The following is a 13,180-nucleotide window of genomic DNA, read 5'->3' on the forward strand; positions in this document are numbered from 1 at the left end:
CTTCATTCCTACTTTTCTGCCTAAAACTCACGATTAAGGAGAAAAACTAATGTGGAAGAAAACGTTGATTGCTGTATTTTTAGCAAGCCAATATGCTTTTGCGGTAGGAACCGGGAAAGAACCATCAAAAAGTTATACTGAAACAGAATTAAAACAATTAAAAAATGATTGGTTAGCGATTTATCAAAAAGAGCTACAGTATGCAGAAAATTTGCGTTTAAAACAGAGAGAAAATTTTCAGCAAATTAATTATTTGGCAGATGCAGCGATTAGTCAGAAGAATTTATCACTTTCAACGGAGCAGACAATTCAGCGTTTATTACTAACCTTAGCGGCTTATCCGTTGGAGATGGAAGCTGAATGGAAGCTGCTAAATGCTAAAATAACGTTAAAACAAGCTACAGAAAGTGAAGTTAAAGCATTTATTTCAAAATATCCTGATTCTTTGTATCAAAGGCAGTTACAGAACTTGATGTTTGAGCTGCTCTATCGTGAACAGAAATTTGCAGAGTTGTTGCAATATGCCGAAAATGTTAAACCAAGTCATCTAGCAGACCAATGCCGTTTATTTTCTGCTCGTTATGAACTGGTAGCAAACAAAGCTCAAATTAATCCGGAAGTCTCTCAAGTTGCTGAGCAAAAGGCAGAAAATGCGGAATTGTTTGCCTTAGTGCAAGAGTTTGATCGTTTTTGGCTTGCTACGCCGAAATTAACGTCAGATTGTGCGAATTTAGAAAGTTATTGGCGGGATCAGCGGGTTAAAACCGATGAAAAAATGCGTTTGAAAGCGGTCGAATTAATTAAACAAAATGCAAATGCGGAATTGGCGAATTTAGCGGCAAATGTAAACAATGAGAATTTGAAAATCTGGCTATCTTCCGTTGAAAAGGTAGCGAATAATCCGGCAGATTTGCAAAATTTTATCGAAAATCAACCGCTTGATTCCCCATTTTATGCTGAGAATAAAGCGATTATTCAGCAACTCTTTGCTAAATATGTGCGAACTTTATCGGAAAATATGGAGAACCCGAGTTTCCAGCAATACCAAGCGTGGGCGGAGAAGTATCAATTTTCCAATGAGGAAATGAATAGCTGGAAAAATGCCTTTATCACTCGGCTTTTTGATAACCCAGAGCCAACATTCCAGCTTTGGCGTGATGAGCAAATTAAGCTGCTCAAGGCGGACAATTTAACCGAACGCCGTTTGCGAATGGCAATTTGGCAACAAACAGCGTTAAAGGAGTGGTTGGATTTACTCTCAACTGAGGCGAAAGGTAAAGCAGAATGGCGTTATTGGGCAGCGAAAGAGGAGAAAAATGAAGCGAAACGTAAAGCTGATTTTAAAAACTTAGCTAAAGAGCGAGGCTTCTATGCTATGTTGGCTGCTCAACAATTAGGCATTATTTACCAAATCCCAATGCTCGAAGTACCTGAATTGACGCAGGTTCAGATTGAATTGTATGCAAACCAATTAGTGCGTATTCAAGAGTTACGAGAGCTAGGGCAGTTTGAACAAGCAAGAAAAGTATGGATTGACTGGCTAAAAAGTATTAAAGCGGAAGCGGGGGAAAATACACCAACTAAAATCCAATTAGCTCTAATAAAATACGCTAAGGATAAAAATTGGTATGATTTGGCGGTGGAAGGTACGATTCAAACAAAAGCCTTTGATTATCTTGATTTACGATTACCGAATGCCTATTCGGATTGGTTTGATTTACATCTGCAAGATAAAAAAATCAGCAAAACATTTGCTCAGGCGATTGCTCGTCAAGAAAGTGCGTGGAATGCTCAGGCTCAATCGCACGCCAATGCGAGAGGTTTAATGCAGTTGTTACCGACTACCGCACAGAAAACGGCAAAGGATAACGGTTTAGTATTCAAAGATGGAAATGATCTCTTTCAGCCGTTTAACAATATTATGTTAGGCACAACCCATTTAATGGAGTTAAATGAGAAATATCCGAATAATCGGATTTTAATCGCATCTGCCTATAATGCCGGAGCAGGGCGTGTCGAGCAGTGGCTGAAAAGGAGTAACGGACAGTTAGCAATGGACGAATTTATTGCCAGTATTCCATTTTTTGAAACCAGAGGCTATGTACAAAATGTGCTGGCGTATGACTACTATTATCAAATGCTCTATAGCGATATAAATGCTAAAAATGGATTAAAAATGTTCTATCAAGAGGAATTAACAAGAAAATATTAAAAAATGCTTGTGTTTTTGTGTAGAACCTCTATAATGCACCCCATCAGACGCGGGGTGGAGCAGCTTGGTAGCTCGTCGGGCTCATAACCCGAAGGTCGTTGGTTCAAATCCGGCCCCCGCAACCAGTTTTAAGCTCACAGCTTTGGTTAAAGTTGTGAGTTTTGTTTTATATGCTGTAGTGAATTTGCAAAAAATTTGGCAAAAAAGACCGCTTGTGTCGCTACATCAAAAAACAAACCGCTTAAAGCCCCACGGTTTCCCGTCTGGGGCTTTTTTGCGGAAATTGGTACAGCATTAACGTATCAAAGCTGGTTTATCCGGCTTTTTTTATATTTGGAGATTATGACTTGGCAACTTTAGAACAAAAATTAGAAGATTTAGTGCTCGATTCTATTGAAGCATTAGGCTTTGAATTAGTCGGCATTGAATGCCAACGTGCAGGCCGTTTTTTAACGGTGCGTTTATATATTGACAAAGACGGTGGCGTGACGATTGATGATTGTAGCGATGTCAGCCGCCAAGTGAGTGCGATTTTTGATGTGGAAGATCCGATTGCCGATAAATATAACTTAGAGGTTTCTTCTCCGGGGTTAGATCGTCCATTATTTACCGTTGCCCACTATGAGCGTTTTATCGGGCAAGATGTAGTGATTCATTTACGCATTCCGATGTTCGACCGCCGTAAATGGCAAGGAAAAATCAAACAAGTAGAAGGTGATTTCATCACTTTAACGGTAGAAAATGAAGATCGCCAGTTCGCATTTGGCAATATTCAAAAAGCAAATTTAGTTCCGGTTTTTAATTTTTAATGAAGGTAAACTGACAAAATGAGTAAAGAGATTTTATTAGCTGCGGAAGCAGTTTCAAACGAAAAACAATTACCAAAAGAGGCAATTTTTGAAGCCTTAGAAACCGCTTTAACTATTGCAACCAAAAAAAGTCGTGATTTAGACATTGACGTGCGTGTGGTGGTAGATCGTAAAACCGGTGATTTCCAAACTTTCCGTCGTTGGGCTGTGGTTGAAAACGTGAATAATATGACTCGTGAAATCAGCTTAGAAGCGGCACAATTTGAAGATCCAAACGTGCAATTAGGCGATTTTATTGAAGATGAAGTAGAGTCTATCGAGTTCGGTCGTGTGGCGATCCAGACTTTTGGTCAGGTAGTCAAAACTAAAATTCGTGAAGCGGAGAAGACGAAAATTATTGATGAATTCCGTTCGGATTTAGGCAAAATTATTCTTGCTACTGTGAAAAAAGTAACCCGTGATAATATTTTCCTTGAGTTACAAGGTAAATCAGAAGATATCAAAGGCGAAGCGGTCATTGTGCGTGAAGATATGATTCCTCGTGAGAATTTCCGCCCAGGCGATCGTGTGCGTGGTGTGTTATACGAAATCAAACCGGAGTCAAAAGGACCTCAGCTTTTCGTTACCCGTGCTAAACCGGTGATGTTAGAAGAGCTATTCAAATTGGAAGTGCCTGAAATTGGCGAAGGCGTAATTGAGATCAAAGGTTCTGCCCGTGATGTCGGTTCTCGTGCAAAAATTGCCGTGAAAACCCACGATAAACGTATTGACCCGGTAGGGGCTTGTGTGGGTATGCGTGGTGCTCGTGTTCAGGCTATCAGCAATGAATTAGGCGGCGAGCGTGTGGATATCGTACTTTGGGACGAAAATCCGGCTCAATTTGTGATTAATGCAATGGCTCCGGCAGATGTAAGCTCTATTGTGATTAACGATGAAGCTCACTCAATGGATATTGCGGTTGAAGCGAAAAATCTGGCTCAAGCTATCGGTCGTAATGGTCAAAACGTGCGTTTAGCGACACAATTAACCGGTTGGGCATTAAATGTAATGACCGTTGAAGAGCTAACGAAGAAGAGCGAAGAAGAAGATGGCAAAGTCATCAATTTATTAACTTCTGCTTTAGAAATTGATGAAGAATTCGCTCAAGTTTTAATTGAAGAGGGCTTTACGTCTCTTGAAGCGATTGCTTATGTGCCGGTTGATGCCTTAACGGCAATTGACGGTTTAGAAGATGAAGATTTAGTTGAAGAATTACAATCTCGTGCTAAAAATGCGATCACGAAAAAAGCGTTAGAAGAAGAGCAGTTATTAAAATCAGCTCAAATTGAAGAAAAATTATTAACGCTTGAAGGTATGGACCGCCATATCGCATTCAAATTAGCTGAAAAACAGATTACGACTCTTGAAGAACTTGCAGAGCAAGGTGTTGATGATTTAGCCGATATTGAAGAACTTTCAGAAGAGAAAGCTGGCGAGCTAATTATGGCAGCACGCCAAATTTGTTGGTTCAACTAAGCAAAGAGGATAATAAAATGACAGAAGAGAAAAAAACACTTTCGCTTGGTGGCGCTCGCAAAGCGAGTAAAGTGAATACAACCACGACCAGTGGTAAAGTAAAAACGGTTGAAGTAAAAGAGAAAAAACCGAAAATTGATGCAAAAGCATTGCAAGAAAAAGCAGCAAAAGAAGCTGCTGCAGCGAAAGCTAGAGCTGAAAAAGAAGCAGCTGAAAAGTTAGCCAAAGAAAAAGCCGAAGCTGAAGCTAAAGAGAAAGCTGCAAAAAAAGCAGCAGAATCGACCGCTAGTAAGCCGCATTCTGTGCCGGTAATGCCAAGCAGCAAAGCAAAAGAAGAAAAACAGAAAGCACAACAGGTACAGCCAAAACAAGAGAAAGCGGTTGATCCTGAAAAAGAAGCTAAACGCAAAGAAGAAGCTGAGTTACGCCGTAAGCAAGAGGAATTAGCTCAGCAAAAAGCGGAAATGGAAGCAAAACGTGCAGCAGAAAATGCCCGCCGTTTAGCTGAAATTGCTCGTGAAGAAGCGGAAGACAACGGCAACGAAGATTTTGATGATGAGCGTTTTACTTCTTCTTATGCTAGAGAGGCTGAGCGTGATAATGACCGCCGTAGTGAGGGAAATCGTGGTCGTAACGGCAAGGGCAATGTGGTTAAAGCGAAAAAAGGCGGACGTGAAGAGGATAAAAACGAACGCAGTGCAGATCGTCGCAACCATAAAGAAGTAAAAGGCAAAGGTAAACAAGGTAAGAAAGGTGCAGCTTTACAACAAGCCTTTACCAAACCAGCTCAAGTTGTTAAAGCCGATGTGGTGATTGGTGAAACTATCACTGTAGCTGAATTAGCAAATAAAATGGCGGTGAAAGCGACTGAAATCATCAAAATGATGATGAAAATGGGCGAAATGGTGACTATCAACCAAGTTATCGACCAAGAAACTGCACAATTAGTGGCAGAAGAACTTGGGCATAAAGTGATTCTGCGTAAAGAAAATGAGTTAGAAGAAGCGGTTTTAGAAGATCGTGATACTCACGCAGAAAAAGTAACCCGTGCACCGGTAGTGACTATTATGGGCCACGTTGACCACGGTAAAACCTCGTTACTTGACTACATTCGTAAAGCCAAAGTGGCGGCAGGTGAAGCAGGTGGTATTACCCAGCACATTGGTGCATACCACGTTGAAACCGATGACGGCAAGATGATCACTTTCTTAGATACCCCGGGGCATGCAGCCTTTACCTCAATGCGTGCGCGTGGTGCGAAAGCAACCGACATCGTTGTTCTCGTCGTTGCGGCTGATGACGGTGTAATGCCACAAACTATCGAAGCGATCCAGCACGCCAAAGCGGCGGGTGCGCCATTAGTGGTAGCGGTGAATAAAATTGATAAACCGGAAGCAAACCCTGACCGTGTAGAACAAGAGTTACTACAACACGAGGTTATTTCTGAGAAATTCGGTGGCGATGTGCAATTCGTGCCGGTATCTGCGAAAAAAGGTATGGGGATCGATGATTTACTAGAAGCCATTATTCTGCAATCCGAAGTGCTTGAATTAACCGCAGTAAAAGACGGTATGGCAAGCGGCGTGGTAATCGAATCTTACTTAGACAAAGGTCGTGGCCCTGTGGCAACTATCTTGGTTCAATCCGGTACGCTAAACAAAGGCGACATTGTTCTATGTGGTTTTGAATACGGACGTGTGCGTGCAATGCGTGATGAAAACGGTAAAGATGTTGAATCAGCAGGTCCGTCTATTCCGGTAGAAGTATTAGGCTTATCAGGCGTGCCTGCTGCCGGTGATGAGGCAACCGTTGTGCGTGATGAGAAGAAAGCCCGTGAAGTGGCACTCTACCGCCAAGGTAAATTCCGTGAAGTGAAACTAGCTCGTCAGCAAAAAGCTAAACTGGAAAATATGTTTAGTAATATGGCAGCCGGTGATGTGGCAGAATTGAACATCATTGTTAAAGCAGACGTACAAGGCTCGGTAGAAGCGATCAGCCAATCCTTAATGGAACTTTCAACCGATGAAGTGAAAGTGAAAATTGTTGGCTCCGGTGTGGGTGGTATTACTGAAACTGATGCAACCTTAGCCGCAGCTTCTAATGCTATTATGGTCGGCTTTAACGTGCGTGCTGATGCCTCTGCCCGCCGTGTAATTGAAAACGAAAACATCGACTTACGTTACTATTCCATCATTTATGAACTATTAAATGACGTGAAAGCAGCAATGAGCGGTATGTTACAGCCTGAATTTAAACAAGAAATTATCGGCTTGGCAGAAGTGCGTGATGTGTTCCGTCACCCGAAATTTGGAGCGATTGCCGGTTGTATGGTGACAGAAGGTATCGTTAAACGTAACAACCCAATCCGTGTTCTGCGTGATAACGTGGTGATTTTTGAAGGAGAGTTAGAATCGCTACGCCGTTTCAAAGATGACGTATCTGAAGTGCGTAACGGTATGGAATGCGGTATCGGGGTGAAAAACTACAACGATGTTAAAGTCGGCGACCAAATCGAAGTGTTTGAAGTGGTTGAAGTAAAACGTACTATTTAGCCTAATTTTGTGTAGGGGCGTATTGCATACGCCCTTTGTATTTTTTAGGGCGTGAGCATCACGCCCCTATGAAAGAGAAAAATATGTCCAGAGAATTTAAACGTAGTGACCGTGTGGCACAGGAGCTACAAAAAGAAGTGGCGGTGATTTTACAACGTGAGGTAAAAGATCCTCGCATTGGTATGGTGACTGTCTCTGATGTGGAAGTATCAAGAGATTTGGCGTATGCCAAAATTTTTGTGACTTTCTTATTTGATAACGATGCTGAAGCTATCAAGCAAGGTATGCAAGGCTTAGAGAAAGCAAGCCCCTATATTCGAACCCTTTTAGGTAAAGCAATGCGTTTGCGTATTGTGCCTGAACTGCGTTTTATCTATGATGAATCGCTAGTCGAAGGTATGCGTATATCAAACTTGGTTTCCAGTGTCATTAAAAATGACGAAGAAAAACACAAAGAGGACTAATTGTGTCTAGACCTCGCAAACGTGGCCGTGATATTCACGGCGTTTTCTTATTAGATAAACCACAAGGAATGTCTTCAAACGATATTCTGCAAAAGGTAAAGCGAATTTTCCAAGCAAATAAAGCCGGACATACCGGGGCGTTAGACCCTCTCGCAACCGGAATGTTGCCGATCTGTTTAGGTGAAGCGACCAAATTTTCGCAATTTTTGTTGGATTCGGATAAACGTTATCTCGTCACCGCAAAATTAGGCGAACGAACCGATACTTCAGATGCGGAAGGGCAAGTGGTGGAAACCAAAGCAGTTGCAGTGACAAAATCTCAAATTTTGGCTGCTTTGGAGAAATTTAGAGGCGATATTTTGCAAGTGCCAACAATGTTTTCTGCCTTAAAACACAACGGCAAACCCTTGTATGAATATGCCCGGGCAGGGATTACGGTGGAGCGTGAGGCTCGCCCAATTACGATTTTTGAACTAAATTTCATTGGATACAAGGCTCCATTTTTAACCCTTGATGTGCATTGTTCTAAAGGTACTTATATCCGAACTTTGGTCGATGATTTAGGCGAAGAGTTGGGCTGTGGTGCACACGTTACGATGCTACGCCGTACAGCAGTGGCAGATTATCCGATTGAAAAAATGATGAGCTATGCAGATTTGCAAAATTTAGCCGAAAATCAACCGCTTGCACAGCTAGACTCGCACTTGTTACCGATGGATACGGCAGTTTCTGCATTAGCAAAAATAAATTTAAGTTCAGAGCAAACTAAAGCGGTGGGTTTTGGTCAGAGAATTAGATTTGATAACCTGAACCAACTTTATGGTTTGGTACGTTTATATTCAGAAGATGAACAATTTCTCGGTGTGGCAGAAATCACCAATGATAATGTGATTCGTCCTAACCGAATGATTAACTTAACGGAATAAGAATGAAATCGACAATTTTTACCTTACCTTTAGCGATTATCACTTTAGCCTTAGCTGGTTGTTCAAGTGATAATCAAGAAAGTTATGCCGGCTTAAACTTAGATGCAAAATACACTAAATCTCGCTCGGTCAGTCATTTTAATGATTATGTGCATTTTCTAAAACAGAAAGCAGCGGGTGCAGGCGTGTCTGCAAAAACCTTGAATGAACAGAAATTTATTCATTACAATGCCAGAGCGGTGCAATTGGATCAACAGCAAGCTGCTCGAAGACGTGACCCGAATTTACCGCCTCCGCCACCAAATCCAAATGGCGTAACCAATTATTTAAACAAAGTATTAACTCAAGCGAAGGTCAATCAAGCAACTGAGCGTTGGTATGAATATAGTAGTGATCTTGCTCGTGCCAGTCAGAAATTTGGTGTGCAAAAAGAGTATATTTTGGCGCTTTGGGGAATGGAAAGCAGCTTTGGGCGTAATCAAGGGGATTTTGATGTGCTTTCAGTGTTGGCAACGCTTGCTTTTGACGGTCGCCGTGAGAAATTATTCACGCAAGAATTTGTTAATGCAATGAAAATGCTTGATGACGGTACGATTAAACGCTATGAATTGCTCGGTTCTTGGGCCGGGGCAATGGGGCAGACTCAATTTATGCCAACTTCATACTTAAGCTATGCGGCTGATGGTAATAATGACGGCAAAAAAGATATTTGGAATACTGAGTCTGATGCTTTTGCCTCGATTGCCAATTATCTTTCAACAGTAGGTTGGGATAATCAATTACCTTGGGGCGTTGAGGTTAAATTAGCCTCACCGATGGATTTAAGCTTTGCCGGTATTGAAAGTAATAAAGCAAAAACATTGGGCGAATGGCAAGCCTTAGGTGTTTATTTAGCTTATCCAAATGGACAAGAATCGGCAAAATTAGCTCAATTACATGGCAAAAAGGTTTGGCTGATCCGTCCGGATAAAGAAGCAGGAAGAGCGTTTTTAGTTTCTAATAATTTCCGAACTCTAATGGATTGGAATAAGTCGAACAACTTCGGTATCAGTATCGGTAAATTTGCCGATCGAATTTTGGCTTCGGTTGGTCAATAAGTTAAAAAGCATAGTAGAACATTCTACTATGCTTTTTTTTGAGCTTTATGCTCTTCACGTCTTCGCTTAAAAAAATCACTGATCTTTTGGCTACATTCCTTGCCTAGTACATTACCTTGTATTTCTAAAAAGTGGTTCATTTTATAATCTTCAAATAGATGATAACGTGAGCCTACTGCTCCGGTTTTGTAATCACTCGCTCCAAACACTAAACGACCAATTCTGCTATGTAAAATAGCTCCGGCACACATAGGACAAGGCTCGAGCGTGACATAAAGGGTACAATCTAATAGGCGATAATTCCCTAAAGTTTGGCCTGCTTGACGAATTGCCTGCATTTCAGCGTGGGCAGAAGGGTCATTTAATTGAATGGTTTGGTTCCAGCCTCTGCCGATAATTTGTTGGTTTTTATCAACCAGTACCGCCCCAACTGGGATTTCGCCTTTTGCTTCGGCTAAATCAGCGAGATCAAGAGCATATTGCATAAATGCGATGTCTTGTTCGGAAATTGTGGTTGAGCAAGACATTTGGTTAGGTTTAATAAACATAGTTGCAAAAAAATGTAAGAAAAAGACCGCTTGTAAAATAGTGTAATATGAAAAATGCCCTATTGACTAGGGCATTTCGTTAATTAATCACGGCGGCTACGTTTTTCACTAAAGCGTTTTTCTTTAAAGCCGCCTTTGCGATCTTTATTGAAACCACCATCTCGACGACCACCACGATCATTACGATCGTTACCACGACGGCCACGGCCTTCAAATGGATTTGCATTACTTGCAGCATTTGCAGGCCCTAACAAGCTCATTTGCATCGGCTTGCTTAAAACGCGTGCTTTATTAGCAAAATGTTGTACTAAATGCTTTGGCATACCCTGCGGCAATTCAATGGTGGAGTAAGTATCATGTAGTTTGATATGCCCGATGTAACGGCTGCTGATATCACCCTCGTTGGCAATCGCACCAACAATGTGACGAACTTCCACACCGTCTTCACGCCCCAATTCAATGCGGTATAAATCCATTGCCACACCATTGTTTTCACGGTGTTCACGACCGTTACGACGATCGTTCCGCTCATTGCGGTCACGTCCACGTTCAGAACGGGCTGCACGAACAACCGGATCCGGTGGCAGAATCAGTTTTTGTTTTTCTTGCAGTAACATCATCATCGCCGCCGCTAATTCTTCGTGGTCTTGATCCGCAGTAAATAAATCTTCCAACAATTCACGATATTTTTCTAAATCGTGATGTTCTAACTGCTTAGAAATGCGGGCTTTGAATTTCTCACGGCGTTTTTCCATTAAAATTTCGTGGTTTGGAATCGCCACTTCATTAATTGGTTTTTTGATTAAATTTTCGATATTGCGTAATAAGCGGCGTTCACGAGGCTCAACAAACAGTAAGGCACGACCTGAACGACCGGCACGACCGGTACGCCCGATGCGGTGAACATAAGATTCTTCTTCTAACGGAATATCGTAGTTAATGACCAAGCTGATTCGCTCAATATCAATACCACGAGCGGCAACATCGGTAGCGACTAAAATATCTAAACGACCGGAGCGTAATTTCTCTAAAGTTTGTTCACGAGCTTGTTGAGTCATATCGCCGTTTAATGCTGCGGTGCGATAGCCGTTACGTTCACATAGTTCGGTAATATCAATAGTACCGGTTTTGGTACGAGTGAAGATAATTGCCGCATCAAATTCTTCCACTTCTAAGAAACGTAATAATGCGTCATTTTTACGGAAACCGTTAACTAACCAATAGCTTTGTTCAATATCCGGGGCTGAACGCTCGGTTGCCTTAATTTTTACCTCTTGCGGATCTTTCATAAAGCGGCGGGTAATGCGGCGAATTGGTTCCGGCATAGTAGCAGAGAAGAGGGCAGTTTGATGCGTTTCTGGTAATTCAGCCATTACTGTTTCAACATCATCAATGAAGCCCATACGCAGCATTTCATCAGCTTCGTCTAACACGATGAATTTTAATTCGGATAAATCCAATGTGCCACGGCGGATATGGTCAAGAATACGCCCCGGCGTACCCACTACTACTTGTGAGCCTTGTTTTAAAGCACGTAATTGAATGTCATAACGTTGTCCACCATAAACCGTCACAACACGAATGCCTTTCATATTTTTTGCAAACTGCTCACAAGCATCGGCTACTTGAATCGCAAGCTCACGGGTGGGTGCCATCACCAACATTTGTGGGTGGTGTTGTGTTGGGTCAATTTGAGCCAACAAAGGTAAAGAGAATGCGGCGGTTTTACCGCTCCCGGTTTGTGCCATACCAAGCACATCACGACCGGCTAATAAATGAGGAATACATTCTTGTTGAATTGGTGATGGGTTTACAAAACCCATTTCATTTACAGCATCAAGGATCGGTTGAGGTAAGCCTAAATCGGCGAAAGTTAAAGATTCAGTTGTCATAAAAAACCATTTGTTTGGAACGGCACAAAGCAGAAAACATCGACTATTTTTCTGCACAGCCATTAATGAAAATTATATTGTTGAAATTTAGGAAGAAATGAAATAACAAAGCAAATGATGCTTTAAAAATCCCCTGAGTATAAGCGGTTAAATTTACAAAATTTTTTGCGAAATTAACCGCTTGTATTGTCCTAATCTTTCCCTATTCTTTATCAACAACGGGAGTCGTTTGAGTCATACCACGAATTTGTGATAACTCAAACAGGGCAAAACGATACTCAACGAAGTTAAACACTTGATTTGCAAGAGCAAGGCGAAAGAGGCTGATAGCCTCATCTTTACGATCTAATTTGAGTTGTTGTTTTGCTAAGTAGAAATACGTTTCTGTCAGTATTTCTGCATATTGTGAGCTATTTTCCTTAGCATCACGATCAATTATAGCACGAAGTTCAGCTAAATTTAACTTACCTAAAAAATAATTTATTATGTTGGCTCCCCAAAATTCAGCTGAAACCGATTTTGACCGTTTTTGTAAGTTATTTTTAGCCTCGAGTGGCGTAAGTTCAAGTTCATTGAAATAGAGCCATAATACTCGGTAAGGGTCTTTTTTATCTTCTTCATAAAAATGGAGAAGATCACGTTGGGCCTCAGAATATCTGCCACTATAATAGAAAGCTAAGCCTCGATTGAGGTAGGTGTAACTATATTCTCTATCTAATTCTAATACGGCATTAAACGCATCTATCGAACTATCGTAATCTCCTTCCAATAGCAGATACAAGCCCATATAGTTATAAGCTGCAGCCATACGTTGATTTAGCGAAATGGCTTGGGCAAAATCATAACGGGCTAACGACCATAAGCCTAAACTGTCGTAAATGACCCCTCTTTCAAAATAGAGATCTGCTTGTTCAGATGAATTTAATTCAGCTTCTTCTAATACTTGGCTAAGCCTTACAACCATTGCTTCTTGTTCAAAGCGAAGTTGGGGGTTGAGCTCTGCCAATGCTAAATTTTTAATTGATACCAAATCGGAATACCGGCCGGTACAACCACTTAGCACTAAAACAGAAATTAAATTCAGCAATAAGAAACGAATTCGTAACAACTTAAACAGTTGTGCCATTACTAAATAGCCTTTAAATTAATCAATGATAAAATGGAA

Annotated in this window: 10 protein-coding genes and 1 tRNA gene; 8 read left to right on the plus strand and 3 right to left on the minus strand. The window is 41.3% G+C overall.

All coding sequences use genetic code 11. The features are described from left to right. Nucleotides 1-49: 49 nt before the first annotated feature. The 8 genes from EL242_RS06615 (at nucleotide 50) to EL242_RS06655 (ending at nucleotide 9,575) form a co-directional block, all read left to right on the plus strand. Nucleotides 50-2,212 (plus strand): transglycosylase SLT domain-containing protein, encoded by a 2,163-nt coding sequence (locus EL242_RS06615; protein ID WP_126301994.1) that lies wholly within the window; start codon nucleotides 50-52, stop codon nucleotides 2,210-2,212. Nucleotides 2,213-2,260: 48 nt separating this feature from the next. Further along, nucleotides 2,261-2,337 (plus strand) — tRNA-Met (locus tag EL242_RS06620). Between the two features lie 222 nt (nucleotides 2,338-2,559). Continuing rightward, complete coding sequence (gene rimP / locus EL242_RS06630; protein WP_126301995.1) at nucleotides 2,560-3,021, plus strand: ribosome maturation factor RimP; 462 nt, start codon at nucleotides 2,560-2,562, stop codon at nucleotides 3,019-3,021. A gap of 18 nt (nucleotides 3,022-3,039) precedes the next feature. Further along, nucleotides 3,040-4,536: a transcription termination factor NusA gene (nusA, locus tag EL242_RS06635; protein ID WP_126301996.1), complete on the plus strand. Its 1,497-nt coding sequence runs from the start codon at nucleotides 3,040-3,042 to the stop codon at nucleotides 4,534-4,536. Nucleotides 4,537-4,553: 17 nt separating this feature from the next. Next, entirely contained in the window at nucleotides 4,554-7,088 is a 2,535-nt protein-coding gene (gene infB, locus EL242_RS06640) for a translation initiation factor IF-2 (protein WP_232019663.1), read from the plus strand. 83 nt (nucleotides 7,089-7,171) lie between these two features. Further along, nucleotides 7,172-7,552 (plus strand): 30S ribosome-binding factor RbfA, encoded by a 381-nt coding sequence (rbfA, locus tag EL242_RS06645; RefSeq protein ID WP_126301998.1) that lies wholly within the window; start codon nucleotides 7,172-7,174, stop codon nucleotides 7,550-7,552. Between the two features lie 2 nt (nucleotides 7,553-7,554). Further along, a complete protein-coding gene (gene truB / locus EL242_RS06650; protein ID WP_126301999.1) occupies nucleotides 7,555-8,478 on the plus strand; it encodes a tRNA pseudouridine(55) synthase TruB in 924 nt (307 codons plus the stop codon). 2 nt (nucleotides 8,479-8,480) lie between these two features. Continuing rightward, on the plus strand, nucleotides 8,481-9,575 hold the full coding sequence (locus EL242_RS06655) for a lytic transglycosylase domain-containing protein (protein WP_126302000.1): 1,095 nt from the start codon (nucleotides 8,481-8,483) through the stop codon (nucleotides 9,573-9,575). A gap of 26 nt (nucleotides 9,576-9,601) precedes the next feature. Here EL242_RS06655 and tadA read toward each other — a convergent pair whose 3' ends face one another. The 3 genes from tadA to nlpI all read right to left on the minus strand — a co-directional run bounded on the left by tadA (nucleotide 9,602) and on the right by nlpI (nucleotide 13,141). Continuing rightward, nucleotides 9,602-10,123 (minus strand): tRNA adenosine(34) deaminase TadA, encoded by a 522-nt coding sequence (tadA, locus tag EL242_RS06660; RefSeq protein ID WP_126302001.1) that lies wholly within the window; start codon nucleotides 10,121-10,123, stop codon nucleotides 9,602-9,604. Nucleotides 10,124-10,206: 83 nt separating this feature from the next. Beyond that, nucleotides 10,207-12,015, minus strand: coding sequence for a DEAD/DEAH box helicase (locus EL242_RS06665; RefSeq protein ID WP_126302002.1), 1,809 nt, complete (start codon nucleotides 12,013-12,015; stop codon nucleotides 10,207-10,209). A 202-nt stretch (nucleotides 12,016-12,217) separates the two neighbouring features. Next, nucleotides 12,218-13,141, minus strand: a complete 924-nt coding sequence (nlpI, locus tag EL242_RS06670; protein WP_126302003.1) for a lipoprotein NlpI — start codon at nucleotides 13,139-13,141, stop codon at nucleotides 12,218-12,220. Between the last annotated feature and the right edge of the window lie 39 nt (nucleotides 13,142-13,180).

The sequence above is a fragment of the Mannheimia haemolytica genome (assembly GCA_900638155.1).
GTDB classification, from domain to species: Bacteria; Pseudomonadota; Gammaproteobacteria; order Enterobacterales; family Pasteurellaceae; genus Mannheimia; species Mannheimia glucosida.